The organism is Winogradskyella sp. PC-19 (genome assembly GCF_002163855.1).
GTDB lineage: Bacteria > Bacteroidota > Bacteroidia > Flavobacteriales > Flavobacteriaceae > Winogradskyella.
In genome coordinates, this window is sequence record NZ_CP019332.1 from 12,279 (window position 1) to 38,985 (window position 26,707).

Here is a 26,707-nt window from a genome sequence, read left to right on the forward strand (position 1 = left end):
TTTTAATGCAAAAGTTTTGAGATTAACCAAAACTGCCTCCAAATTTTCGGCAAAAATACTATATTTCAAACGTTTTCGTAGCGTGTTTTAAAAAAAATAAAAACCCTTCAGAATTTGGACTTCTAAAGGGTTTAATTTATTTGTGTTTTGAGTATTTTATTTAAAGATTATCTCTCTTCTATTTAAGCCTCTGTCTAAAAATTCAAGGCTTTTAATTTCTTTAGAAAAATCATTACCATATTTTTCTTTAAAAGTATTTAAGTCATCAATGGATTTCAATACTTTACCATTTATAGCTGTGATTATATGCCCTTCTCTTAATCCAACTTCTTCATAAAAATATCTGTTGGAGTTTTTATAAATCATAACACCTGCATCAAGTTGAGGAAACTTTTTCTTTGCTGCATTAGGGATTTCTCCAAACTGCATATTCATAAACTCAAGGTATAATTCCTCTCTTTTTGTAAGTGTAACAGGGATTGTTTTTAATTCGTTTCCACGTAAAATTTCAACATTAACGATATCATCAACGCTTTTAGTCTTTATATATCCAGATAATTCTGAAAATTTGTTAATCTCAATATTATCCAATTTCTTAATAATATCACCAGATTTTATCCCAGCAATACCAGCTCCTGCCTTCTCATCTACATCACTTACATATACACCCTGAATTTCATCTACGCCTAATTCTTTGGCTTCTTTTGTTTCTCTTCGTAATGCTGAAATTCCTAAAATGACATCCTGTACATCACCAAACTCCATAATATCTTCAACAATCTTTCTAGCAATATTACTTGGTACTGCAAAAGAATAGCCTACATAAGAACCTGTTTGCGACGAAATAGCGGTATTGATTCCAACTAATTCTCCATTAACATTAACTAAGGCACCACCAGAATTACCCGGATTAACAGCTGCATCTGTTTGGATAAAAGATTGTCCGCCAGATAAATCACGAGATTTGGCACTAATTATACCTGCAGTTACAGTAGATGTTAGATTAAAAGGGTTTCCAACCGCTAAAACCCATTCGCCAATTTGTGTAGCGTCAGAATCTCCAAAAGTTACAAACGGTAATTCATCTTCAGTATCAATTTTTAAAAGCGCTATGTCATTCTTGGCGTCAGTACCGACTAATTCTGCCATATACGTTTTATTATCATTTAAGGTAATAGAAATTTCTACTGCTCCTTTTATAACATGGTTGTTAGTAATTATGTGTCCGTCAGGAGAAATGATAACACCAGAACCTGCTCCAGCTAATTGTTTACGCTCAACTTGTCGGTTACTAAAAATATCTCCCCAAGTTTGAGGTCTCTTATTGATTTGAGTATTCTTTACGTGTACAACAGCATCAATCGTTTTGTTTGCAGCCGTAATTAAATCAGGTCGTTCAGTATTTGTCAGCAATGCATTGCTTGTAGATGTTGGTACGTATACAGGTAATTGCGTTGTTGTTTCAGTGTTGGCAATTTGAGTATCGTCTTTTTCAACAAATAGCTTATAACCACCAAGGGTTAATAGACCACCTAATGCCGAAACGCATACTAATGTCAAAATCTTCTTCATTTTTTTCAGTTTTAAGTTCTACTATTTAACGTTTAAAATTATATAATTATTGATTTTTAAATTCAACTTTAACTACGATTTAACACCAAGGTTTAAGGTGTTTTATTCTTATATTTGCTTGATTATGATAATAGATTTTTATAAATATCAAGGTACAGGCAATGACTTTATTATTATCGATAATAGGTCGTTATCGTTTGATAAAACTAACGGCAAAAATATTGCCAAACTCTGCGACCGACGTTTTGGCATAGGAGCAGATGGATTAATTCTTTTAGAGAACCATGCTGATGTAGATTTTCGAATGGTATATTTTAATGCTGATGGCAACGAGAGCAGCATGTGTGGTAACGGCGGTAGATGTATTACAGCTTTTGCTAAGTTTCTTGGTGTAATTGATAGTACCACTACTTTCGAAGCTATTGATGGTATGCATAAAGCAGAAGTAAATGCAAACATAGTTAGTCTACAAATGAAAGATGTTTCTAATATCGATACATTTGACTCTCATTCGTTTCTTGATACAGGTTCTCCTCATCATGTGCAGTTGGTCAATAATTTAAAAGAGTTTGATGTAAAATCTAATGGCGAAAGATTAAGATACGGTTCGCCTTACAACGAAGTTGGTTCTAATATTAATTTTGTGAATCAGATTTCGGATAGCAAATTTGCTGTAAGAACATATGAGCGTGGTGTTGAAGATGAAACTTTATCTTGTGGTACTGGTGTAACTGCAGTAGCAATCGCAATGCACAAAATAGGGAAAACCATCTCGAAAAAGATTACTCTAGAGACAGAAGGTGGCGAATTAAATATAGCTTTTGATGTTACTGATACTGGAGACTATTGTAATGTCTGGCTTATCGGGCCAGTAAACCAAGTGTTTAAAGGACAAGTTTCATGGTAACATTAAAAGGCAAACATATTTATCTTAGAGCGCTTGAGCCAGAGGACTTAGATTTTGTTTACAAGATTGAAAATGATGAAAACATATGGCACCTAAGTCATACACAAAGACCTTATTCTCGGTTTTTAGTAAAGCAGTATTTAGACAATGCACATCTAGATATTTATGAAGCCAAACAAGTACGCCTAGTAATTTCGAGTTATGAAAATGAGACTTTAGGACTAATCGATATTTTTGATTTTGATTTTAAAAATAAACGTGCCGGTATTGGTATTGTAATTACTGAAGAAGAGAATAGAGGTAAAGGCTTCGGGCAAGAAGCTTTGACTTTGTTAATTAATTATTGTTTTGAGCAATTACACTTAAAACAATTGTATTGTAATATTGCTGAGAATAATTCAGCAAGCTTAACACTTTTTGAAAGTAGAGGCTTTCAAAAAATAGGATTAAAAAAAGATTGGAATTATACTAACGAAGGTTATACAAACGAATACCTTCTTCAACTTATAAATAAATAAAATGTACATCAAAAAAATACTTTGGGCTATTGCAATCATCGGATTAATTGCTTTTGCAGCAATTGCATATTATTTTTATAATGCTATGTTTAACCCAAATACCAAGTTCGAAGAGAATGTCAAATATATATTCGTTTCAGAGGATGATACTTATATTGATGTACGAAAACAATTGATTCCACTTCTAAATGATATTGATGGATTTGATGCTTTGGCAAAGCAGAAAAAATATGTTTCTAACGTTAAGTCAGGAAAATATCAGATAAAAAAAGGAATGAATAACAATGAGATTATAAATTCTATTCGCAGTAATAGTATTCCTGTAAAGTTATCTTTTAATAATCAGAATTCTCTTGAAAGCCTAGCTGGTCGAATTTCAACTCAAATAGATGCAGATAGCCTTAGTCTTTTAGAAGCAATGACAAATCCTGAATTTCTTGCTAAAGCAGAGTTAAAAAGTGAAACAGCTTTAGGAATGTATTTACCTAATAGCTATCAAGTATTTTGGGATATTTCTGCTAAAGAATTTGTTGATAGAATGTACAAAGAATACAGCAGGTTCTGGAACACTGATAGATTAGCAAAAGCTAAGGTACTTAATTTTTCGAAAGATGAGGTAATGGCATTGGCATCAATAGTTTATGAAGAATCAAAACAAAAAACAGAACAACCACGAGTTGCAGGTGTTTATATTAATCGTTTAAAAATTGGTATGCCGCTTCAAGCTGACCCAACATTAAAATTCGCAGCGTATAAATTGCCTAAATATAAAAACACAATCATAAGACGTGTACTTAATGTGCATAAAGAAATAGACTCGCCTTACAATACATATAAGTATGCAGGTTTACCACCAGGATTAGTAACTATGCCTGATTTATCTGCAATTGAGGCAGTTTTAAATTATGAAAAGCACGATTATTTATATTTTGCTGCAGACCCCAAAAAGTTTGGTTTTCATCGATTTGCAAAATCTTTGAGTCAACATAATAATAATGCACGTGCTTACCATAAATACTTAGATAAACAAGGTATTAGAAAATAGTCTTTGAAAAAATCTTTAATCTTTATATCGATTAGTTTTTGTGTTGTTTTTACAACTTTCGGGCAATCAAAAATTAATCAGTTTTTAAAACCTAGCGATACTCTTAATAAATCAAGACGTAATGCCTTAATCATTACTCAATCTTCCTTGGCTGCAGTAACTTTAATTGGTTTGGACCAGTTATGGTATGCTGATTTTAAACGTTCAAAATTCAGAACAACCAATGACAATAGTCAATGGTTACAGATGGACAAGTTAGGTCACGTATATGCTTCATATCAAATAGGAAGAGTAGGTGCAGAGTCACTAAGTTGGACGGGAGTTTCAAGAAAAGACCAGTTAATCTATGGAGCGACTTTAGGCTTTACATTTTTAACGGCAGTTGAGGTTTTTGATGGTTTTTCTGAAGAATGGGGTTTTTCTTGGGGCGATATGCTAGCTAATGCTGGCGGAACAGGATTATATGTTGGTCAAGAATTACTATGGAAAGAACAGCGTATAGCTTTGAAATACTCATTTAGTAAAACGGATTTTGCGCCATTAAACCCAAATAAGCTTGGTAATGGATTTACAGAAGAATTCCTCAAGGACTATAATGGTCAAACGTATTGGTTAAGTTTTAATTTAAATTCTTTTCTCAAAACTGATTTTATTCCCAATTGGTTGAATTTTGCATTTGGTTATGGTGCTGATGGTATGCTTACTGGAAAAGATGATAATTTAGTATTCCCAAACCAAGACAGGTACCGTCAATTTTATATGAGTTTTGATATAGATTTAACACGAATAAAAACAAATTCTAACCTGCTAAAAACACTTTTTAGCGTTTTTAATACTGTAAAGGTGCCAATGCCAACATTGGAGTTTAACGGAAAAAATGGCGTAAAAGCCCACTATATATACTTTTAATCGAGTTTAAAGTGTTGATTTTCAGTATTGTTAATTTTGTCGTATCTTTGCAGCGAATTTTGAAAGCACTAGTTTATAATTAATGTTTTATTAAAATTTACTGTTATGAACAAAAAAATAGTATCTAATGTTATAGCGCCTTTTGCAGTATGTTTTCTTATTGCTCTTGCGCTTTATCCTACAACTATTCTTAATCCAGAACAATATTCCACAGATGGACTAGAGTTAGATTTTGATGCGCCAAAGGAGATTGCTATGGTCGAAAAGAAACCTGATGCAAAAAACGAAAAGGTATTTACTCCATATTTAGGAAAATCATTTCAAGCTTTCAAAGAAGCTTTAGCTTTTAAAGAATCTCAGGGTAATTATTTTACGGTTAACACTTTTGGGTATTTAGGCAAATATCAATTTGGTAGAGAAACCTTGGAGATGATTGGTATTTACAATCCTGACTTTTTCTTGCAAACACCAGATTTACAAGAGAAAGCATTTATCGCTAATACAAAACGAAATAAATGGATTCTAAGAAAGGATATAAAGCGTTTTGTTGGCAAAAAGATAGGTGGAGTACTAATTACAGAGTCTGGTATTTTAGCAGCTGCTCATTTGGCGGGACCAGGAAGTGTAAAGAAATATCTGAGAAGCTACGGTTCTCAAAATTTTGCTGATGGCTACGGTTCTACAGTACGCTATTACATGAAACGCTTTGCGGGTTATGACACTACATTTATTACTCCTGACCGTCGCGCTAAAGTTTCTATTTAATCTTTTTGTAAAATAAATATTGCAGGTCGCTTGTGAAAGTCTTCTGTATTTGATTTCCAGGATTTTGCAGTTTTTGTTTTTATGAATTCTGTTGGCAATGTTAGATCACAAGCTACGCACACTTTTGTATTTGGATGTAATGTTGTAGCCAAATCAGCCAACATTTGATTGTTTCTGTATGGCGTTTCAATAAACAATTGTGCTTGATTTAATTCTAAAGAGCGTCTTTCTAAGGTTTTAATTTGTTGTTTGCGTTCTTGTTTGTCAATAGGTAAGTACCCATTAAAAGCAAAGCTTTGTCCGTTCATACCTGAGCTCATTAAGGCCAGTAATATCGATGAAGGACCAACAAGTGGTACAACTTTAATGTTTAATTCATGTGCTATACTAACAATGTCTGCACCTGGGTCAGCAATCGCTGGACAACCAGCTTCAGAGATAATTCCCATAGGAACACCTCCTAAACATGGGTTTAAAAACGACTGTAATTCTGATTCTTGAGTATATTTATTTAAAACCTTAAGTTTTAAACTTGGTTGAGGTTTATTAGGAACTACACGTTTTATAAAACGTCTTGCCGTTTTTTCATTTTCAACGATATAATCGTCAAGTTCTTCAATAATTTTCTTTATAGAAAGTGGTAAAACTTCTAATGGTGGATTGTCACCAAGTCGAGTAGGTATGAGATAGAGTTTGCCTTTAGTTTCCATGACTCAAATATAGCCAAAGTATATAATTTAGTTTAATATTCTATTAGCTATAATCTCACAAGTATCTTCTAGTATCTCAAAAACATAATCAAAACCTGAGTCGCCACCGTAATATGGGTCAGGAACATTTTTGTCACTAATATTTGGATTCTCGTTAAGGATAAGTCCTACTTTCTTCTTTTCATCTTCAGAAGATGCTAGAGCGATAATGTTAGTGTAATTTGATTTGTCCATTGCGTATATGGTATCAAACCTATCAAAATCTGCTTCAATAAATTGTCTCGCTTTTTGATGACTGATATCAATACCATTGGTTTTTGCTATAGCCATTGAACGGACGTCAGGTTGATTGCCTATATGGTAACTGGCTGTTCCGGCAGAATCAATAAAAAAATCTTCTGATGGTAATTTTGATTCTAAAATGCCGTGTGCTAAAGGTGAGCGACAAATATTGCCCAAGCAAACCACTAAAATTTTAGTTTTTGATGGTTTTGAAGGCATGAATTATTCTAATAATTATAGAGTTAACTTCTTAGATAAATCTTCAACATACTTTCTAAACTGTTTGTCAGTAGAAGATAAGTTATCTACAGTTTTACAAGCATGAAGTACAGTGGCGTGGTCACGCTGACCAATCTGAGAACCAATACTAGCTAAAGAAGCTTTGGTGTATTTCTTAGCAAAGAACATTGCCAATTGTCTAGCTTGTACAATATGACGTTTTCTTGTCTTTGATTGCAATGTGCTAACATCCATTTGAAAGTAATCTGAAACTACTTTCTGTATGTAATCAATAGAGACTTCTCGTTTTGTGTTTTTTACAAACTTCTCAACGATATCTTTTGCAAGATTAATTGTAATCTCTTTTTTGTTGAAAGACGATTGAGCGATTAAAGAAATAATAGCACCTTCAAGCTCTCTAACGTTGGACTTTATATGTTTTGCAACATACTCAATTATTTCGTCAGGCATTTCAACACCATCACGATAGAGTTTGTTTTCTAAAATAGAAACACGTGTTTCAAAATCTGGACTTTGCAATTCCGCAGATAATCCCCATTTAAAACGGGATAACAAGCGTTGCTCGATATCTTGCATATCGACAGGTGCTTTGTCACTAGTTAAAATGACTTGCTTTCCGTTTTGATGTAAATGATTAAATATGTGAAAGAAAACATCTTGAGTTCCAGACTTTCCTGAGAAAAATTGAGCATCGTCAATGATTAAGACATCTATAATTTGATAAAAATGAATAAAATCATTTCTGTTATTCTTCTTTACAGAATCAATGTATTGCTGTGTAAATTTTTCAGCAGAAATATATAAAACAGTTTTTTCTGGATATTTATCTTTAATATCAACACCAATAGCGTGGGCTAAATGTGTTTTACCTAAACCAACACCACCAAATATTAATAATGGATTAAAAGAAGTGCCACCAGGCTTGTTAGCTACAGCAATAGCTGCATTTCTAGCCAATCGGTTAGAATCACCTTCGAGAAAATTCTCAAATGTATAGTTTGGGTTTAGCTGAGACTCAATTTTGACATTCCTAATCCCAGGGATTACAAACGGATTTCTAAGCTCAGGATTTTTATTATTAAATGGAACATCTACTTCTTGAGATTTTACGGCTGTTCTGTTAGAACTTGGAATACGCTCAGTAAAAGGTTGTCTATTGCCGTAAGTGTTTTCCATTTTGATTACGTAAACTAATTTTGCTTCCTCACCAAGTTCTTTAGTGAGCGCAACTTTTAAGATTTTTACATAATGTTCTTCTAACCATTCATAAAAGAATTTACTAGGTACTTGGATACTTAAAGCATTATTTGCAAGCTTAACGGCTACGATAGGTTCAAACCAAGTTTTGTATGCTTGAGGTTGAATATTATCTTTTATAAAAGAGAGACAGTTGCCCCAGACCGATTGAGCCGTTACATCCATACTTTAGAGTTAGATTTTTTGTTAGTTGGTTTCTGTTGCTAAAAAAAAGAGACTTCGAAATGACTCTTTGTGGTTTTTTATAGCTTGACAAATATGTGAACAAAAAAGTTAAAAAAAAAATGAAAACGATTAGAATTTTAAGAATTTTTTCCTCATGTTTAATTTGCCGATTAAAGGTATCATTTTTTTGTTAATCAGCATAAAAAAATAATGTATAAAAATAAAACTCAAATTAGAGTACGTTACGGAGAGACTGACCAGATGGGTGTTGTTTATCATGCAAACTATGCTTCATACTTTGAAGTAGGTAGAACGGAATGGTTAAGAGAGTATGGTATTACTTACAAATCTATGGAAGAAACTGGAGTTATGCTTCCTGTTATTTCTTTAGAAATTAAATATAAAAATTCTGCTAAATATGACGACTTATTAACCGTGAAAACTTCAATTAAAAAGTTACCTACTGCACGGATAGAATTTGACTATGAGCTGATTAACGAAAAAGGAGATTTGTTGGCGATTGGAAGCACAGATTTGGTATTTATTGATATGAAACGGAATAGGCCTATGCGATGTCCAGATTATTTATTGAACAAATTGAAGTAATTGATTACAAATAAGAAATTTTGACTTCATGAAATTTCTTAATTGTTTCGTAAAGTTTTTCTGCTTCACCTTTTCTGATAGAAACTTGTAGTAAACAATCTATTTCTAATTTTTGACTTACAATATTTGCGTTGTTATCTTTTAGTATCCGCATCATTCGACTCATATTTTTATAATCAAATTTTATTATAAATGTAGAGTCTATTGTTTTTTCAATAATATTAGATTGCTCTAAGGCCATTTGTGCAGCAGACCGATATGCGTTGATTAACCCACCAACGCCTAACTTTACACCACCAAAGTATCTTACTACTACAATAAGGACATTTGTGACATCAAAAGATTGTATTTGTCCATATATGGGCATTCCTGCAGAGTTGTTAGGTTCACCATCATCATTTGCTCTGTATTTTATTTGCTCGGTTCCAAGCTGATATGCATAACACCAATGTCTTGCAGCGTAGTGTTGTTTTTTTAATTTTTCTATTTCTAATTTTACATCATCTTCATTGTCTACAGGAAATGCATACCCATAAAACTTACTGTTCTTGTCTTTAAACAAAGCTTCTTCAGAAGGTTTTGTGATGGTCTTGTAAGTGTCTTTCTGTTCCATTAAGCTAGTGTGACTAAAACGATAGATATTAATGCCAAACAAATACCTATCCAATTTTTGTTTGAAATTTTTTCTTTAAAAATAAGCAAGCCTATTAATGTTGAAACCGCTACAATAGCTACATTATTAATGGTGAATAATGATGAACTTTCTAGACCGTCAATTCGTAATGCTTTTAATAAATAATAGATTGATGCATAGTTTACTATTCCAAGAGTTGCGCCAAGTGGAATACTTTTTACGGTAAAACTCTTTTTAAAACGAATAGATTTATAAACTAATAATATGCAACCAATCGCAAAAGCGAAACCAAAAATACAAGCCGAAAACAAAGGGATTTTATCGTCTGGAGCAAAATAATTGACTGAAGTATCAATAATGCCAGAACCTAAAAATAAAATAATAGGCAAGTAAATTGAGGCTGTTAATACTGTTTTATCTTTAGACTTTATAGAGGTAAGGTATACAGCAACTAAAGCTAGAACTATACCTAATATTTTTTGTATTCCAATACCTTCTTTAAAAACAATAATCCCAAATATAATAGGTATTATGACACTCATTTTGCTGGCCACTGACGCTACAGATAGACCATTTTTTTGAGCTGTTAAAGCCATGACATTAAAAATAGCAATAAATAAGAAGCCGAGTATTATAACACCAATAAACCAATCAGAGGAAACGATTTCTGAAACAACCAGATTTTTATCGTTGTGAATCAAACCACAAATACAAGCAGTGATGTAGTTGACTACAATAGCTTGTAATGTATCAATTTTGTACTTATTAAATAATTTGAATAAGACAAAAATGCCAGTAGATGATAGTATACTTAGTGCTAAATAAATCAAAAGAGTTCTTTTTTAATTTCAAAAAGGTTGACGACGTCTTCTTTAGTTTCGTCAATATTCCAAATGTGTAGTCCTAGTTTGTATGCTGTATCCGTATTTTCTTTGGTATCATCAATAAATAGACATTCATTTGGGTTTAAGTTATTTTCACTAAGAACAAAATTATAAATATCAGTGTTGGGTTTTCTTAAATGTATTTCATGAGAGAGATAGAATTTATCAAAGCAATTTTTAAATTCGTCGTAAAACGATACGTTCTCTTTTATAAAGTCAATATGCATCTCATTAGTATTGCTTAATAAAATGAGGTTGTAGTTTTTATTTTTCAATTTTTTTGCAAAATCTAAACGATGAGCAGGAAAATCTTTAATTATGTAGTTCCAAGCATCAACGATTTGCTTAACTGATAAATAAGGGAATTTATCCTTATAAAAATTGATAAACTCTGAAGTAGTGATTCTTCCAATTTCATATTGAATATTTGTGTCAATCATATCTTCTTGAAAAACACTCATATTAAAAAGTTGAAACGCATTATCCATTGCGCCTTGTTTGTCAAGGTTTATAAAGACATCACCAAAATCAAAAATCAGCGTTTTAATCATTCAAATATATCTTTAGGCTATCATCGAGGAAACTTCTCTCTGAAACTAATTTCCCTTTTAGTTGAGGTGCTTTTGTGCCTTTTTTAAATTCTATTTGTCCAACAAACACTCTTGCTTCATCCCAAAGGTCTTCGTCAATAAAAGTTTGTAATGTTTTTGCGCCACCTTCGATTATAATTGATGTTAAGTTTTGTTTGTAAATAAACTCACAAATTTGTTTAGCAATATTATCTTTAAATGTAATGTCATTTTCAGACACTCTTATAGTTTTAGCTTTATTATTGAAACAACTGAAATTTGAGTCTAACTTTGAAAACTTATCTAATACAACACGAATAGGATTCGCACCAGTCCAATCTCTAACAGTCAAACTTGGATTGTCTTGTAAAACAGTATTTGTACCAACTAAGATAGCTTGTTCTTCCGCTCGCCATTTATGTACCAATTGTCTTGAATACTTATTTGTAATCCAAACAGGCTTCTGCTCATCTTTTGTTATTGGAGCGATAAAACCGTCATTAGTTTCCGCCCACTTTAATATAATATAAGGACGTTTTTTATTGTGAAAAGTAAAAAAACGTTTGTGATGCGCTTTACATTCTTTTTCTAAAACACCAACAATAACATCACATTCAGCTGCCTTAAGTCGGTCGATACCTTTGCCAGCAACTTGTGGGTTATCATCAACACAGCCAATGACTACTTTAGGAATGTTATGTGAAACAATTAAATCGCTACATGGCGGCGTTTTGCCATGGTGACTGCAAGGTTCAAGCGTTACGTAAAGTGTTGATTTTTTTAGAAGTGTTTTGTCTTTTACGGAGTTTATTGCACTTACTTCTGCATGACTTTGGCCATAAGAACTTGTAAAGCCTTCACCGATAATTTTATCATTGTAAACTATTGTAGCGCCAACCATTGGATTTGGTCTAGTTGTTCCTAATCCATTTTTGGCTATTTGTAAACAGCGCTTTATGTAATATTCATGGGTTAGCAATACTATAATTTTACTTTTATATTTTGAGTTTTATCTACGCTGTAAGAAGAAGAATATCCAAAAACCTTGTAATCAATTTCACCTTTGTACTGCACTTTCAGACGTTGTGAAATTAAACTCCCTAATAATCCACCTAAACTTTTGTTGTTAATAATGCTATCTGTTGCAACAGCAACTGTTAGTGGTATGGTAAAGTTTTTCTTTGATGGAACGTCAAAACTTTTTGTTTCAAATTTAGCAACTTCAGTGTCGTTGATATATACTTTTAAATCATCAGTTTTTAAAGTCCCACCAACATCGTTTGGATTAATAAAGTTAGCGTCTGCGCTTAGTGTAATAGTTTTAATATTAGAGTCAACAACTTTAATATTTTCTACACCAATAAATTCAGGTTTCTCTGTGACTGTACAATTAAATAACAGTGAAAAAAATAGAAAAATCAACATCAATTTTTTAACAGAAAGGAGGTATTTATTATGTATCTTCATGCCTTCAAATATTCAACTAAATAATTAAAAATAACGTGTGTAAAGATACTATTGTTATTCGAGAAATTGAGCCTAAGGATGACCTTAAAATTGCTAAAGCTATACGCTCGGTTTTAATTGAGTTTGGTGTCCCTAAAGTTGGTACAGCTTATGAAGATGCTGCTTTAGACTGCATGTATGAAACTTATTACAAATCTCAGAAAAAATATTTCGTTGTTGTTAAAGGCGATAATATTCTTGGAGGTGCTGGAATTTCGCCGTTAGATAATTACAACGGTACAGAACCTATTTGCGAACTTCAGAAAATGTACTTTATGTCAGAGGCTAGAGGCAAAGGTGTTGGTAGTCAAATGATGCAGAAGTGTTTAGAGTTTGCTAAAAACTCTGGTTTTTCTAAATGCTACTTAGAAACCATGCCTTACATGGATGATGCACGAAAATTATATTGTAAGGTAGGTTTTGAATCTATCAATAAGCCGATGGGTGATACTGGTCATTATTCGTGTTCGGTTTGGATGCTTAAAGATTTATAATATTGAAAGCACAGGACTTAAAAAGTATATTTCATAAAGAATTAGATGCGGTTTACGGTAAAGATGAAGTATCAAGCTTTTTCTTTTTATGTTTAGAGCAATATTCTGATACACCAAGAATCCAATTACAATTAGAACCGGAATTTACTATCACTAAACAGGAAACAGAACAATACTTTAATACACTTGAAGCTTTAAAGAAGCAAAAACCAATTCAATACATTTTTGGAGAAACAGAGTTTTATGGCTTAAATTTTAAAGTAACTGAAGATGTTTTGATTCCACGTCAAGAAACAGAAGAATTAGTAGATTGGATAATTAAATGCTATTCGGAGCGTAATGAAGAATCTCTAAAAATCCTAGACATTGGTACCGGAAGTGGTTGCATAGCCATTTCATTAGCAAAAAATATATCAAATGCAGAAGTTTATGCATTGGATATTAGTCCAAAGGCAATTGAAATCGCAAAACATAATGCAGAGCAGAATGAGATAGCTATTTCTATTACTGAAGCAAATATTTTAGACCAAGCTTCTTGGGATTCAGATTATAAAAATTTAAAGTTTGATGTCATAGTGTCTAATCCGCCATATGTTCGTAATCTAGAGAAAAGAGAAATCCAATCAAACGTTCTGGACAACGAACCACATTTAGCCTTGTTTGTAGACGATAATAATCCATTGATTTTTTATAAAGCAATTACTCAGTTTGCTGTTGATAATTTGAAGTCTAATGGAGCACTTTTTTTTGAAATCAATCAGTATCTTAGAGACGAAACCAAAGCGCTTTTAATGACTTCAAATTTTGATGAAGTTGAATTACGAAAAGATTTGAATAATAATTATAGAATGCTGAAAGGCACAAAAAAATAATATGAAACGAGCATTTTCAAAATATTATTACCAAAGGATAATGACTAATAGCGAACAGCATGTGGTCCATAAAACAATAAATAAAATAACATGAAAGCAATTGCAGTTTTTTGCGGAAGTAGTAATGGTAACGATGCTTCTATCATAGAGCAATCAAGACAATTGGGTAAAACTTTTGTTTCTAGAGATATTACTTTAGTTTATGGTGGTTCTAAAATTGGAATCATGGGAATAGTTGCTAAAGCAGTAATTGATGGCAGTGGAAAAACAATTGGTGTCATTCCTAAATTTCTTCAAACTAAAGAAATTGTAAATAATAACCTTACAGAGCTTATCATTACCGATAATATGCATGATAGAAAAGTTATTATGTACGATAGAAGCGATGGCTTTATTATCATTCCAGGAGGTTTTGGTACCATGGACGAGTTTTTTGAAATCACTACTTGGGGACAGCTAGGTTTGCATACAAAACCAATTGGTATTTTAAATAGTAATGGCTATTACGATGCATTGATTGCACAATGTAAGATTATGGTAGAAAAAGGCTTTTTAAAACAAGAAAATTTAAATGCTGTAGTTATTGACACTACAATCGATGGACTATTACACAAAATGAATAATTACAAACCACTACCAGCTCCGAAATGGTTAAATAAAGAAGGTTTATAGGATTTAAAATGAGTATACAACAACAAATAGAAACACTACGCGAAGAGTTGCGACAACATAATTATAATTATTATATACTCGATGATGCCACAATTTCTGATTATGAGTTTGATATGAAGTTAAAGGAGCTTCAAGCTTTAGAAGAAAAGTATCTTGAGTTTTTTGATGCCAATTCCCCAAGCCAACGCGTTGGTGGTACGATTACCAAAAACTTTAATACCGTCGTTCATGATTTCCGCATGTATTCTTTAGATAATTCATACTCTAAAGAAGATTTACTGGATTGGGAAACTCGCATAAAAAAAATGGTTGATGGAGACATTCAATATACTTGTGAGTTAAAATATGATGGTGCGTCTATGAACCTTACTTATGAAAACGGTAAACTTATTCGTGCGGTAACTAGAGGCGATGGTGTTCAAGGTGATGAGGTTACTGCAAATATAAAGACTATAAACACAGTACCGCTTCAGCTTAAAGGAGACTATCCAGAGCGTTTTGACATTCGAGGAGAAATTATATTACCAATTGAAGGTTTTCTAAAAATGAATGAAGAGCGAATAGCAAATGACGAAGAGCCTTATCGTAATCCAAGAAATACAGCTTCTGGAAGTTTAAAATTACAAGATAGTGCTGAGGTTGCAAAACGACCTTTAGAGTGTTTATTGTACAGCATAAAAGGAAATAATCTAAATATCACAACACAATCAGAAGGTTTGCAAAAAGCCAGAGAATGGGGTTTTAAGGTTCCAAATGAAGCGAAATTGGTAAATTCTATTGATGCCGTTTTAGAATACGTTGAATATTGGGATGTACATCGTCATGATTTGCCTTATGAAATAGATGGCATTGTTATTAAAGTGAATAATTTATACCAACAAGACGAACTAGGTTTTACAGCAAAAGCACCACGATGGGCAATGGCTTATAAGTTTAAGGCAGAACAAGTTTCGACCAGACTTAACGAAATTACGTATCAAGTTGGTCGTACAGGTGCAATTACGCCAGTAGCGAATTTAGAACCAGTTCAATTAGCAGGAACTACGGTAAAACGCGCTTCTTTACATAATGCAGACCAGATTGAAAAGTTAGATATCAGAGAAGGTGATGAAGTCTATGTAGAAAAAGGAGGAGAGATTATACCAAAAATCATAGCAGTAGATTTATCTAAACGGCCAGAAAACTCTGAGCCAACAACTTATATCTCTAATTGTCCTGAATGTGAAACAGAATTGATTCGTCTTGAAGGCGAGGCAAAACATTACTGTCCAAATTATCACGGTTGTCCACCACAGGTTATTGGTCGTATTCAACATTATATATCCAGAAAAGCAATGGATATAGAAGGTTTAGGAGGAGAAACAGTTGCGCTTTTAGTTAATGGTGGATTAATTGAAGATTATTCTGATTTATATGAACTCACTATTGAAGATGTATTACCATTGGAGCGTATGGCACAAAAAAGTGCAGAAAATTTGGTTAATGGTATTGAGGCTTCAAAACAAATAGCTTTTGAGCGTGTTTTGTTTGCTTTAGGAATACGATATGTTGGTGAAACTGTTGCTAAAAAATTAGCAAAGCATTACAAGTCTATAGATAATTTGATAATCGCTTCAATGATAGATTTAGTAAGTGTTGACGAAATAGGAGAGCGTATTGCAGAAAGTGTTGTTGAATTTTTCTCTTCTTCACAAAATATTCAGATTGTCAATAGATTAAAATCTTTTGGAATACAATTAGAAATTTCTGCAGAAAAATTAGCTAATCAAACCGATAAGTTGTCTGGCAATACCTTTGTTGTATCAGGTGTTTTTGAGTCTGTATCTCGTACTGAGCTTAAAAAACTTATCGAAGATAATGGAGGGAAAGTATCGTCTTCAATATCGTCCAAGACAAGTTACTTAGTGGCAGGAGATAAAATGGGACCTAGTAAGCGTACAAAAGCAGAAAGCTTAAAAGTGCCAATTATTAGCGAATCTGATTTTCTACAAATACTTAATTAAACTAGTATAATAAGTGCTATTTTTCTTATATAAATGTGTTTTTAATCGATTAAAAGCAATTTTATTCGTTTAATTACAAATATTATTATATGTTTGTTCTTAGCTATTAATATAAGGATAACATGATAATCAATAGATTACTTAAAATTGCATTAGTAATTTTAGGTATTACATATATAGTTTTGGAAGTCTCTAAAATTGAGTTGTACAACGACTTTGTTAGTGCGACCCTTTTGGTATTACTGACTTTTTTATACATGAGAAGTGCTGAGACTAAGCTCAAAAAGCGACCTTACTTTTTATATTTCTTAATAACATTTACAGCTTCTGAGTTATTATCTGCGTCTTCTTATTTTGTTTCGTTAATGACTGATACCGTAGATTATAATTATTTTATCAGTAATATATTGTATATGTTGGCTTATATTTTTCTCATTTTAAGATGTGTTTCAACTATGAAGCTTAAAGGAATTTTAAAAGAATTTCCTGTGACATTAATAATCCTTGTTGTTTTAGGTGTTTTTTGTGTTACTCTAATTACAGAAACAGCACAAAACCAGTTAAATACTAGCGAATATATAATAGAGTTTGTCTATAATGTAATCGTGATGACTTTGCTTTCAGTTGCTTTAATAGGATACATGGATAAAGGCGATAACAAGTCAATGCTTTTCTTGATAGGTTCAATGTTTATCTTCTTTTCAGAGATGCTGCAGTTAGCTTACTATTATGTTGAAGAATTACAACATTTAGCAGCTTTATATTCCGTATTCTTGGTGTTAGCTTTCACGTTTTTTTATTTACAATCAAAATTAAAACATCAGAAAAAGAAAGATTTTCATTTTCTTGATTCTAATATTTAGGCCTAAAAATTATTATACAATAATAGTTGCGCCTTCAGCTTTCTTTTCTTTACCATTTTTTAGGTAGAAATCCACTTGCCCAAGGTATAAGCCATAACAGCCTACTTGATTTACTAATACATTTTTACCAACGCTGTTTTTCTCAACAGTTGGCTTTGGCAAAAAAGTATGTGTATGACCACCAATAATAAGGTCAATATCTTTAGTTTGTCGAGCCAATAATAAATCAGAAATATTGTCTGGATTTTTCTTATAATAATAACCCAAGTGAGATAGGCAAATGACTAAATCACATTGCTCATCTTCCTTGAGAATTTTAGACATATCCTGCGCAATTTCTACTGGATAAATGTATTCAGTTTCTTTATAATGTCTTTTACTTACAAGTCCGTCCAACTCAATACCTAATCCAAAAACACCAATTCTAATACCTTCTTTAGTAAATATCTTATACGGTTTTATGTGAGTATCCAGTACAGTATTTTTAAAATTATAATTTGCTGATACAAAATCAAAATTTGCATGAGGAAGTTGAGCGTAAAGCCCATCAATTCCATTGTCAAAATCATGATTGCCAATAGTTGCTAAATCATATTTAAGCATACTCATGAGTTTAAACTCTAATTCACCTCCATAATAGTTAAAATATGGTGTGCCTTGAAAAATATCTCCGGCATCAAGAAGTAAGGTGTTTGGGTTTTCTTTTCTAATTGACTCTACCAAAGAGGCGCGTCTTGCTATACCACCTTTGTTTGCATTTCTACCGTCATCAGGACCAAAAGGGTCTATGTGACTGTGTACATCATTGGTATGTAATATGGTTATCTTTTTTGTAGATGTGTCAATTGCTGATGACGACATTGTTAGCCCACCTAAACCAATTAAAGCACCAGCAGCAGAAGTCTGTTGTATAAATGTTCTTCTTTTCATAATCTAGTTACTTTTAATTTTTGTGAATCTGTCATCGATGCTTGGTTGTAAAGTGTCAATTTTTTTGAAATAATCAATAAGTAAATTTCTGATTTTATAATCTAAATTGATGACACTGTCCTTTGATTTTAAAAAGTGCATTCTGTCTCCACCGTTATATAAGTAATCATTTGTGGCTACATAATATGTTTTTTCATAATTGATAATCGTATTGTTTATTAGCGCTTCATTAATGCTGTAATCAATGTTAAGCGTTAACTTTAAATTCGAAATTGGATGAGCACGTTTTCTACTAGCTAAATAAGATAGCATATCTTTTATTTGCTGACCTTTCATTGGTGCTACAACGACAGTATTATCAAAAGGCATGACTTCATATGCAGTTCGACTAGTTATATTTCCTTTTGAAATTATAGAACGAATGCCGCCATGATTTAAAATAACCATATCTATATTCTTTCCAGTTCGTTTTTTAAAAACTGGATTAGACATTTCTAATACAGCATCAGCCATAAAGTTTCCTATAGCTGTGTTAAGTTCTCCATCACTTTTTGAAAATGTATCTACAGCGTAGGCCAGAGTACTGTCCAAATCTTTGTTTACACTTTCGCGAAAAGGCTTAATGTAAGCCTCAATTTCTGGGTTTGTGGCCAAGCTGTCCGAAATCGATATGCGTTTGCCGACTATTTTTGTTGTTGAATGTTCTTGCTTACAGGATGTTATAAAAAGTATAGTCGTAAGCAATAAGAGTAGTTTATTTTTCATGGATAACTTATGATATGTTAACAAAAAAGTGAAAGCACTTTTGTTAAATTTGCACAAAGTCTAAAGATAGATGTTTTTAAAAGTATTTAAGGAAAAATCAAATCAAAAATTTGTTGACAAAATAGTGTCAAGGCGTAATGTGAGTGTTCATAATACCAAGATTACTTCCGTTGGTGTGCTTTTAAATGATCAAGCATATTATAATTATGATGAGGTCAATTCTTTTTTGGATGAGATTGGTGTGGTGTCTGCTAAAAGAAAATTTTTTACATTCTCAAAGTTAAAAGATGAAGTTAACAATTGGGATGCTATATTTACTCCAAAAGATTTTGGATGGAACGGTAAATTGAAGAATAATGACCTTTCCGATTTTACAAAAACTAAGTTTGATGTACTAATTTGTTATTTTTTAGCAGAGGACCAAGAATTAAAGCAAATTGCAGCCATGTCAATGGCAAATTTTAAAGTCGGTATTTCTAGCAGAGATGAGCGATTATATGATTTGATAATTTATGTCGACAATAAAGACTTTAAAATTTTTAAAGACGAACTAAAAAAATACTTAACCATTTTAAATAAAATATAATGACCAAATTTGTAGGTACAGGTGTCGCGTTGATTACACCTTTTAATAAGGATTTATCAGTGGATTTTGACGCTTTGACAAAGTTAGTGGAGTATAACATTTCTAATAGCATTGAATATTTGGTAATTAGCGGTACTACTGGAGAAAGTGTTACTATAACCAAAGAAGAAAAGGTGTCAATAACTAATCACATTGTTAAAGTAAATGATGGTAGACTACCTTTAGTCCTAGGTATTGGCGGAAATAACACCAAAGAAGTTATTGACGAAATAAACACAACAGATTTGTCTAATATAGATGCGATTCTGTCAGTTTCTCCTTACTATAGTAAACCGACTCAAGAGGGTATGTATGCACATTTCGAAGCTATTTCTAAGGTGTCACCAGTACCAATTATACTATATAACGTGCCAGGTCGAACTTCAAAGAACATGTTACCTGAAACTGTAATTCGTTTAGCAAATGATTTCGACAATATCATAGCCGTAAAAGAAGCAGGGAATAATGTTGGACAATATTTAGAGTTACTAAGAGATAAGCCAAAAGGATTTCATATTATTTCTGGCGATGATGATTTGGCATTGACAGTGACTTTAGCAGGTGGTTCGGGTGTAATATCAGTTATAGGACAAGCATTGCCAAAAGAATTTTCTGATATGATTAGATTAGGTATTGAAAAAAATGCAAAAGATTCGTACGAGATTCATTTTACTATTATGGAGATAATAAATCTTATTTTTTCTGAAAATAACCCAGCAGGTATCAAAGCAGCTTTAAGCGCTTTAAATATAAGCAAACCTCATGTCAGACTTCCTTTAGTAGAGGCAACAGTTAATCTTAAGAATGCTCTTGATATAGAGTTAAAGCAACTGGGTTAACGTTAAACTTCTTTTAAAGTCCATAAAGCAGAATATTAAGCGTGTATTTTAGTCCTAATAATTGTTTTTAAAATCCGTTAATATTGCATACTTTTGCACCCTGTTTTAAATTTATGAGAAAAATAGTTTACATCTTATTATCCGTTTTAGTACTCACGTCTTGTAGTGACTTTCAGAAAGTTATGAAGTCAGAAGATATTGCATTAAAGTTCAAAACAGGAGAAGAGCTTTTTGATGCTGGGAAATACAAAAAAGCAAATCGACTGTTTGAGCAAATAGTTCCTAAGTATAGAGGTAAGCCTCAGGCAGAAAAGCTTATGTATATGCACTCTATGTGTTTTTATAAATTAGAGCAATACTATTTTTCTGGTTACAGATTTGAGCAATTTGTAAACTCATATCCAAAAAGTGAGAAAGCAGAAGAGGCAGCTTTTCTATCAGCTAAAAGTTATTATGAAGAGTCTCCAATTTTTTCAAAAGATATTGAAGAAACGATAAAAGCTATAGAGAAAATGCAGCTTTTCATCAATGGTTATCCAAATTCAGAATACTTAGCCGAAGCCAACGAGTTAGTAAAAGAATTAGACTTTAAACTAGAAAAAAAGGCTTTTGAAATAGCTAAACAGTACAATCATATATATGATTATAAAGCTTCAATAAAATCATTTAATAATTTTTTATTAGATTTCCCTGGGTCATCTTTAAAAGAAGATGCTTTATATTATAAGTTTAATTCAGAGTACAACCTTGCAATATTAAGTATTAAGGGATTAAAACAAGAACGTATAGCAAACGCTTTAGCGGATTACAAAGTTTTAGTTAAGGCTTTTCCTGAAACTAAATATTTAGACGAAGCTACTCAATTGAAAGAAGAATTAGAAAAAGAAAAAAATACAGAGAATAAAAGTTAATCAATATACAATATGGATTTAAAAAAGACAGACGCACCAACAACGACGTTGACTTACAACAGAAATGAAATTGATGCACCAACAGATAATATCTATGAAGCTATTTCTGTTATTGCTAAGCGTGCAGAGCAAATCAATACTGATATCAGAAGAGAATTAGTTGATAAGCTTGAAGAGTTTGCAACTTATAATGATAGTTTAGAGGAGATTTTTGAAAATAAAGAGCAAATTGAAGTATCTAAGTTTTACGAAAAATTGCCTAAGCCACATGCATTAGCAGTAAAAGAGTGGTTAGAAGATAAGATTTACCACAGAAATACTGAGAACGAAACTCAGGAATAATATATTAAATGTCTATTCTTAAAGACAAAAATATTTTACTGGGTGTTACTGCTGGAATTGCAGCATACAAAACAGCTCACTTAGTAAGACAATTCATAAAAGCAGGTGCCAACATCAAAGTAGTGATGACACCTGCTTCTAAGGATTTTATAACGCCACTTACGCTTTCTACACTTTCAAAAAATCCGGTTCACTCTTCATTTACAAACGAGGACGATGATAACGCCGTGTGGAATAACCATGTAGAATTAGGACTTTGGGCAGATTTATTTGTTATTGCGCCAGCTACAGCCAATACATTATCAAAAATGGCTAATGGTTCATGTGATAATTTATTATTAGCGACATACCTTTCGGCAAAATGTCCAGTTTACTTCGCTCCAGCAATGGATTTGGACATGTATAAACATGACTCTACAAAAAACTCTTTCAAAAAGTTAAACGCTTTTGGAAACACAATGATTCCTGCAACTAGTGGAGAATTAGCTAGTGGTTTGGTAGGAGAAGGACGAATGGCAGAACCCGAAGATATACTAGCTTTTATAGAACGTGACGTCATAAGTAAATTACCTTTTAAAGGAAAAAAAATAGTAATTACAGCTGGACCAACTTACGAAGCTATCGACCCAGTTCGCTTTATAGGAAATCATTCTAGTGGAAAAATGGGATTTGAGATTGCTAAAGCCGCATCAAATTTAGGCGCTGAGGTAACTTTAGTTTCAGGTCCAACACATCAAATCATCTCTAATTCTTTAGTAAGCTTAAAACCTGTTATAAGCGCACAAGAGATGTATGATGAGGTTCATAAGCATTATAAATATTGTGATATTGCCATTCTATCTGCTGCAGTTGCAGATTATAGACCAAAGCAAGTTGCGGGTCAGAAAATAAAAAAGGCTGGTTCTACGTTAACTGTAGAGTTAGAAAAAACTAAAGATATTTTAAAATCATTAGGACAAGAAAAAAAGAATCAATTTTTGGTAGGTTTTGCTTTGGAAACAAATAATGAATTGGAGCACGCCAAGGGAAAATTAGAAAGTAAAAATCTTGATTTAATCGTTTTGAATTCTCTAAGAGATAAAGGAGCGGGTTTTGGAGTATCGACAAATAAAGTTACATTTATAACCAAATCAAAACAGGTTATAGAAAACGAGCTAAAGTCAAAAGCAGAAGTTGCTAAAGACTTGATGCAACAAATATTAAAGCAAATAGATGCGTAGACATTTTTTTATACTTTTTCTTTTCATTTCGACATTAGCGATAGCTCAAGAATTAAATTGTGTAGTAACTGTTGTTGCCCAACAAACTGGAAATGATAATAATCAGGTTTTTCAAACATTAGAGCGTCAATTAACTGAATTTATTAATAATACGCAGTGGACAGACAAAAAATTTAAAACCCAAGAGCGTATAAATTGTAGTATGGTTATTAATGTGCAAAACTATAGTAATGACGCTTTTTCTGCTACGTTACAAGTACAATCTTCGAGACCAGTTTTTGGTTCCACATATAGTACACCAGTATATACTTTTAATGATAAAGAATTTCAGTTTCGATATTTAGAATTTCAGAATTTAGTTTTTAATAAAAATCAATTTGAATCTAATCTAATCTCAACACTAGCATTTCATATTTATATGATTTTAGGTATGGATGCAGACACATTTGCTCCAAATGGAGGTAATGATTATTATCGCCAAGCGCAGACCATTGTAGCTTATTCTGCAGGTCAAGGAGGATTGGGTTGGAAATTGGAAGACGGTCTGCAATCGCGCTTTGCCTTGATTGATAATTTATTGTCTCCAACATACAAAGAGTTCAGAAGTACCATGTATTCTTATCATAGAGATGGTTTAGATTTTATGCATAAGGATTTAAAAAAAGCTAAAGAAGAAATTTTATCTTCGGTTTCAGATTTACAAAAAATGCATGGTCGAAGACCAAATTCATTTTTAATGCGTGTCTTTTTTGATTCTAAAGCAAATGAGGTGTCTAGCATATTTAGTGGTGGACCAAGTGTTAATATATCTCAGCTAATTAATACATTAAATAAGATTTCGCCAACAAATGCCTCTAAGTGGAAAAAGATAAAATTCTAAAATTTCCTATTCTGTTTTTCCTTTTCTAGCTATCAAAGTGTAGCTTTGTATATCAAATTATAAACAATTGATAACCTCATTAAGTATAACAAACTACGCGTTAATTGACGCATTAGAAGTCAGTTTTAATAATAGTTTCTCGATTATAACAGGAGAGACTGGTGCAGGTAAGTCTATTCTTTTAGGTGGGTTATCATTAGTTTTGGGTAAACGCGCAGATTTAAGTCAAATCAAAGACAAGTCAAAAAAATGTATTATTGAAGCTGTTTTTGATATAGCAAATTATGATTTGAAGTTTGTTTTTTTTCAAAACGATTTAGATTACGACCCGCAAACTATTATTAGAAGAGAGATATTACCTTCAGGTAAATCAAGGGCTTTCGTTAACGATACTCCTGTTAATTTAGATAGCCTCAATAATTTAAGTAGCCATTTATTAGATATTCATTCACAACATCAAACCCTACAATTGGTCGATGATTCTTATCAATTTAAGGTAATTGATGCAATTGCTAACAATGAGAAGTTATTGTCAGATTATAAGTCTGAATTAACTAGTTATAAGAAATTAAAACAAGAACTAAATAAACTTGAAGCTTCGTTAATCGAAACCAAAAAGGAATACGATTATAATCTTTTTTTATTGAATGAATTACAAGAAGCACAATTAGAAAATATAAATATACAAGAGCTAGAATCTTCTTATGAGCAATTAAGTAATGTCGAAACCATCAATGAAACACTTAGTTATTCTATATCATTACTAAATAATGAAGAATTAGGTGTGATTGAAAGGCTAAATGAAATTAAGCGACAGTTATCAAATATAAGTAGCTTCGGAAAAGAATATGCTTTAATCGAAAGTAGAGTAGAAAGTACGGCTATAGAGTTAGATGATATTTTGACTGAGATAGATAATCTTGAAGGTAAGCTATCTTCTGACCCACAAGAATTAGAAAAAATCAACAGTAAGCTTCTTGTTATCAACAACCTACTGCAGAAACATTCAGTTTTAGATGTTTCTGAATTATTGGATATCAAAGATAGTCTGACTGAGAAAATAGACGTCTCAGAAAATTTGGATTCAAATATCTCAGAAGTAAAAACTCAGATAGAGACTTCAGAAAAAAAATTGAATTTAATTTCTCAAAAATTAAGCAAGAGTAGAGCATCTATTGTCCCAAAATTTATCTCTAATTTAGAAGCTATTTTAGGACAATTGGGTATGACAAATGCTAAGTTTAATATTCAGTTTACAGCTTTAGATACTTTTAAATACAATGGTAAAGATGAGCTTCATTTTTTATTTAAGGCCAATAAAGGCGGTGACTTTAGCGAGCTTAAAAAATCTGCTTCTGGTGGTGAATTATCCAGAATAATGCTTGCTATAAAATCTATTTTGGCTAATTATGTCAAGTTACCAACACTAATGTTTGATGAAATCGATACTGGTGTTTCTGGTGAGATATCAAACAAAATGGGTGATATCATGAAAGTTATGAGTAAAAATATGCAAGTGTTTTCTATTACACATTTACCACAAATAGCATCAAAAGGCGATTGGCACTATAAGGTATACAAGACAGATATCGATAATGTTACTCAAACACAGATGAAACTTTTGACTCAAGAAGAACGTGTTGTAGAATTAGCACAAATGTTAGGCGGAACTAGTATAACAGAATCTGCAATAGCACATGCAAAACAGTTACTTAATTAGTATTATATTTGAAAATTATTTATATACAATAAATTAACAGAACCAACTATGTCATATAACTTATTAAAAGGGAAAAAAGGAATTATTTTTGGAGCATTAGATCCAAATTCTATTGCATGGAAAACTGCAGAACGTGTACATGAAGAAGGCGGAGAATTTGTATTAACCAATGCGCCAATTGCAATGAGAATGGGGCAGATTAACGATTTGGCCGAGAAGACTGGTTCTCAAATTATTCCAGCAGATGCAACCTCTGAAGAAGATTTACAAAATTTAGTTGAAAAGTCTATGGAGATTTTAGGCGGGAAAATAGATTTTGTTCTACACTCAATAGGTATGTCTGTTAACGTAAGAAAAGGTAGAGCATATACTGACCAAAAATACGATTGGACACAAAAAGGAACAGATGTTTCTGCAATGTCTTTTCATAAAGTAATGTCTGCTTTATATAAGAACGATGCTATGAAGGAATGGGGAAGTATTGTTGCGTTAACTTATATGGCAGCACAACGTGTATTCCCTGATTATAATGATATGGCAGATAATAAAGCCTACCTAGAAAGTATTGCACGTAGTTTTGGTTATTTCTTCGGAAGAGACAAAAAAGTAAGAGTAAACACTATTTCTCAATCTCCTACACCAACCACAGCTGGTCAAGGTGTAAAAGGTTTTGATGGTTTTATTGCTTACGCCGAAAAAATGTCACCACTTGGTAATGCAACAGCAATGGATTGTGCCAACTATACAGTAACCTTATTTAGTGACTTGACGAAGCGCGTGACACTTCAAAATTTATATAATGACGGAGGTTTTAGTAACATGGGTGTAAGTGACGCCGTTATGGATGCCTTTGTTGGTGAAGAATAGAAATTAATAAATAGAAATATAAAAAAGCCACTGCAATTGCAGTGGCTTTTTTGTTAATGAACTAACGTGTGTTAGTGTTTTTTGTCGATTATTTGAGAATTTCAACTAATAGTGTTAAAATGATAAATTTTAATT

Annotated in this window: 30 protein-coding genes; 19 read left to right on the forward strand and 11 right to left on the reverse strand. The window is 32.2% G+C overall.

The features are described from left to right. Positions 1–156 precede the first annotated feature (156 nt). Complete coding sequence (locus BTO05_RS00065; protein ID WP_087490695.1) at positions 157–1,572, reverse strand: S1C family serine protease; 1,416 nt, start codon at positions 1,570–1,572, stop codon at positions 157–159. 124 nt (positions 1,573–1,696) lie between these two features. Here BTO05_RS00065 and dapF point away from each other — a divergent pair, with 124 nt between their 5' ends. The 5 genes from dapF to BTO05_RS00090 all read left to right on the forward strand — a co-directional run bounded on the left by dapF (position 1,697) and on the right by BTO05_RS00090 (position 5,716). After that, entirely contained in the window at positions 1,697–2,479 is a 783-nt protein-coding gene (gene dapF, locus BTO05_RS00070) for a diaminopimelate epimerase (RefSeq protein WP_087490696.1), read from the forward strand. Further along, positions 2,473–2,997, forward strand: a complete 525-nt coding sequence (locus BTO05_RS00075) for a GNAT family N-acetyltransferase (protein ID WP_087490697.1) — start codon at positions 2,473–2,475, stop codon at positions 2,995–2,997. The genes dapF and BTO05_RS00075 overlap by 7 nt, the downstream gene beginning before the upstream one ends. A 1-nt stretch (position 2,998) precedes the next feature. Beyond that, positions 2,999–4,042: an endolytic transglycosylase MltG gene (gene mltG / locus BTO05_RS00080; RefSeq protein WP_087490698.1), complete on the forward strand. Its 1,044-nt coding sequence runs from the start codon at positions 2,999–3,001 to the stop codon at positions 4,040–4,042. Positions 4,043–4,045: 3 nt separating this feature from the next. Continuing rightward, entirely contained in the window at positions 4,046–4,951 is a 906-nt protein-coding gene (locus BTO05_RS00085) for a DUF2279 domain-containing protein (RefSeq protein WP_087490699.1), read from the forward strand. Positions 4,952–5,056: 105 nt separating this feature from the next. Continuing rightward, positions 5,057–5,716 carry a peptidoglycan-binding protein LysM gene (locus BTO05_RS00090; protein WP_087490700.1) on the forward strand — a complete coding sequence of 220 codons (660 nt, stop codon included), beginning with the start codon at positions 5,057–5,059 and terminating at the stop codon, positions 5,714–5,716. Here the strand turns inward: BTO05_RS00090 and BTO05_RS00095 are convergent. Genes BTO05_RS00095 through dnaA form a run of 3 tightly spaced genes read right to left on the reverse strand, consistent with a single transcriptional unit; the run spans position 5,713 to position 8,370 of the window. Next, the gene (locus BTO05_RS00095) at positions 5,713–6,426 is read right to left on the reverse strand and encodes an SAM-dependent methyltransferase (protein ID WP_087490701.1); all 714 of its coding nucleotides are present in this window, start codon (positions 6,424–6,426) and stop codon (positions 5,713–5,715) included. The genes BTO05_RS00090 and BTO05_RS00095 overlap by 4 nt on opposite strands. A gap of 27 nt (positions 6,427–6,453) precedes the next feature. Beyond that, entirely contained in the window at positions 6,454–6,927 is a 474-nt protein-coding gene (locus BTO05_RS00100; protein WP_087490702.1) for a low molecular weight protein-tyrosine-phosphatase, read from the reverse strand. Positions 6,928–6,942: 15 nt separating this feature from the next. After that, a complete protein-coding gene (dnaA, locus tag BTO05_RS00105; protein WP_087490703.1) occupies positions 6,943–8,370 on the reverse strand; it encodes a chromosomal replication initiator protein DnaA in 1,428 nt (475 codons plus the stop codon). Between the two features lie 210 nt (positions 8,371–8,580). Between dnaA and BTO05_RS00110 the strand changes: the two genes are divergently transcribed. Continuing rightward, entirely contained in the window at positions 8,581–8,976 is a 396-nt protein-coding gene (locus BTO05_RS00110; protein ID WP_087490704.1) for an acyl-CoA thioesterase, read from the forward strand. A 4-nt stretch (positions 8,977–8,980) separates the two neighbouring features. On the opposite strand, the gene BTO05_RS00115 is transcribed toward BTO05_RS00110, so the two are convergent. Genes BTO05_RS00115 through BTO05_RS00135 form a run of 5 tightly spaced genes read right to left on the reverse strand, consistent with a single transcriptional unit; the run spans position 8,981 to position 12,488 of the window. After that, complete coding sequence (locus BTO05_RS00115; RefSeq protein WP_087490705.1) at positions 8,981–9,589, reverse strand: IMPACT family protein; 609 nt, start codon at positions 9,587–9,589, stop codon at positions 8,981–8,983. Next, positions 9,589–10,440: a GRP family sugar transporter gene (locus BTO05_RS00120; RefSeq protein ID WP_087490706.1), complete on the reverse strand. Its 852-nt coding sequence runs from the start codon at positions 10,438–10,440 to the stop codon at positions 9,589–9,591. The genes BTO05_RS00115 and BTO05_RS00120 overlap by 1 nt, the downstream gene beginning before the upstream one ends. Beyond that, positions 10,437–11,045, reverse strand: a complete 609-nt coding sequence (locus BTO05_RS00125) for an HAD family hydrolase (RefSeq protein WP_087490707.1) — start codon at positions 11,043–11,045, stop codon at positions 10,437–10,439. Before BTO05_RS00125 ends, BTO05_RS00120 begins: the two co-directional genes overlap by 4 nt. Further along, entirely contained in the window at positions 11,038–12,042 is a 1,005-nt protein-coding gene (ribD, locus tag BTO05_RS00130; protein ID WP_087490708.1) for a bifunctional diaminohydroxyphosphoribosylaminopyrimidine deaminase/5-amino-6-(5-phosphoribosylamino)uracil reductase RibD, read from the reverse strand. The genes BTO05_RS00125 and ribD overlap by 8 nt, the downstream gene beginning before the upstream one ends. A 2-nt stretch (positions 12,043–12,044) precedes the next feature. Further along, on the reverse strand, positions 12,045–12,488 hold the full coding sequence (locus BTO05_RS00135; RefSeq protein WP_232459756.1) for an LEA type 2 family protein: 444 nt from the start codon (positions 12,486–12,488) through the stop codon (positions 12,045–12,047). Positions 12,489–12,565: 77 nt separating this feature from the next. On the opposite strand from BTO05_RS00135, the gene BTO05_RS00140 reads away from it, so the two are divergent. The 5 genes from BTO05_RS00140 to BTO05_RS00155 all read left to right on the forward strand — a co-directional run bounded on the left by BTO05_RS00140 (position 12,566) and on the right by BTO05_RS00155 (position 17,473). Further along, complete coding sequence (locus tag BTO05_RS00140; protein WP_087490710.1) at positions 12,566–13,063, forward strand: GNAT family N-acetyltransferase; 498 nt, start codon at positions 12,566–12,568, stop codon at positions 13,061–13,063. A gap of 2 nt (positions 13,064–13,065) precedes the next feature. Beyond that, positions 13,066–13,935: a peptide chain release factor N(5)-glutamine methyltransferase gene (gene prmC, locus BTO05_RS14050; RefSeq protein ID WP_198295237.1), complete on the forward strand. Its 870-nt coding sequence runs from the start codon at positions 13,066–13,068 to the stop codon at positions 13,933–13,935. A gap of 90 nt (positions 13,936–14,025) precedes the next feature. After that, the gene (locus BTO05_RS14055; RefSeq protein WP_198295238.1) at positions 14,026–14,607 is read left to right on the forward strand and encodes a TIGR00730 family Rossman fold protein; all 582 of its coding nucleotides are present in this window, start codon (positions 14,026–14,028) and stop codon (positions 14,605–14,607) included. An 8-nt stretch (positions 14,608–14,615) separates the two neighbouring features. Then, on the forward strand, positions 14,616–16,610 hold the full coding sequence (gene ligA, locus BTO05_RS00150; RefSeq protein ID WP_087490711.1) for an NAD-dependent DNA ligase LigA: 1,995 nt from the start codon (positions 14,616–14,618) through the stop codon (positions 16,608–16,610). 122 nt (positions 16,611–16,732) lie between these two features. After that, the gene (locus BTO05_RS00155; RefSeq protein ID WP_087490712.1) at positions 16,733–17,473 is read left to right on the forward strand and encodes a hypothetical protein; all 741 of its coding nucleotides are present in this window, start codon (positions 16,733–16,735) and stop codon (positions 17,471–17,473) included. 12 nt (positions 17,474–17,485) lie between these two features. Here BTO05_RS00155 and BTO05_RS00160 read toward each other — a convergent pair whose 3' ends face one another. Together BTO05_RS00160 and BTO05_RS00165 are read right to left on the reverse strand one after the other, a co-directional pair. Then, complete coding sequence (locus BTO05_RS00160) at positions 17,486–18,403, reverse strand: bifunctional metallophosphatase/5'-nucleotidase (protein WP_087490713.1); 918 nt, start codon at positions 18,401–18,403, stop codon at positions 17,486–17,488. 3 nt (positions 18,404–18,406) lie between these two features. After that, a complete protein-coding gene (locus tag BTO05_RS00165; RefSeq protein WP_087490714.1) occupies positions 18,407–19,168 on the reverse strand; it encodes a 5'-nucleotidase C-terminal domain-containing protein in 762 nt (253 codons plus the stop codon). 70 nt (positions 19,169–19,238) lie between these two features. Here BTO05_RS00165 and BTO05_RS00170 point away from each other — a divergent pair, with 70 nt between their 5' ends. The 8 genes from BTO05_RS00170 (at position 19,239) to BTO05_RS00205 (ending at position 26,572) form a co-directional block, all read left to right on the forward strand. Then, on the forward strand, positions 19,239–19,754 hold the full coding sequence (locus BTO05_RS00170) for a DUF6913 domain-containing protein (protein WP_087490715.1): 516 nt from the start codon (positions 19,239–19,241) through the stop codon (positions 19,752–19,754). Further along, a complete protein-coding gene (gene dapA, locus BTO05_RS00175) occupies positions 19,754–20,632 on the forward strand; it encodes a 4-hydroxy-tetrahydrodipicolinate synthase (RefSeq protein WP_087490716.1) in 879 nt (292 codons plus the stop codon). The genes BTO05_RS00170 and dapA overlap by 1 nt, the downstream gene beginning before the upstream one ends. A gap of 113 nt (positions 20,633–20,745) precedes the next feature. Beyond that, complete coding sequence (locus tag BTO05_RS00180) at positions 20,746–21,543, forward strand: outer membrane protein assembly factor BamD (protein WP_087490717.1); 798 nt, start codon at positions 20,746–20,748, stop codon at positions 21,541–21,543. A 12-nt stretch (positions 21,544–21,555) separates the two neighbouring features. Beyond that, positions 21,556–21,885 carry a DNA-directed RNA polymerase subunit omega gene (locus BTO05_RS00185; protein WP_087490718.1) on the forward strand — a complete coding sequence of 110 codons (330 nt, stop codon included), beginning with the start codon at positions 21,556–21,558 and terminating at the stop codon, positions 21,883–21,885. A gap of 8 nt (positions 21,886–21,893) precedes the next feature. Then, entirely contained in the window at positions 21,894–23,105 is a 1,212-nt protein-coding gene (coaBC, locus tag BTO05_RS00190) for a bifunctional phosphopantothenoylcysteine decarboxylase/phosphopantothenate--cysteine ligase CoaBC (RefSeq protein WP_087490719.1), read from the forward strand. Beyond that, a complete protein-coding gene (locus BTO05_RS00195; protein ID WP_087490720.1) occupies positions 23,098–23,985 on the forward strand; it encodes a DUF4835 family protein in 888 nt (295 codons plus the stop codon). Before coaBC ends, BTO05_RS00195 begins: the two co-directional genes overlap by 8 nt. Positions 23,986–24,052: 67 nt before the next feature. After that, positions 24,053–25,705, forward strand: a complete 1,653-nt coding sequence (gene recN, locus BTO05_RS00200) for a DNA repair protein RecN (protein ID WP_087490721.1) — start codon at positions 24,053–24,055, stop codon at positions 25,703–25,705. Positions 25,706–25,753: 48 nt separating this feature from the next. Next, entirely contained in the window at positions 25,754–26,572 is an 819-nt protein-coding gene (locus tag BTO05_RS00205) for an enoyl-ACP reductase (RefSeq protein WP_087490722.1), read from the forward strand. The last annotated feature ends 135 nt before the right edge of the window (positions 26,573–26,707 follow it).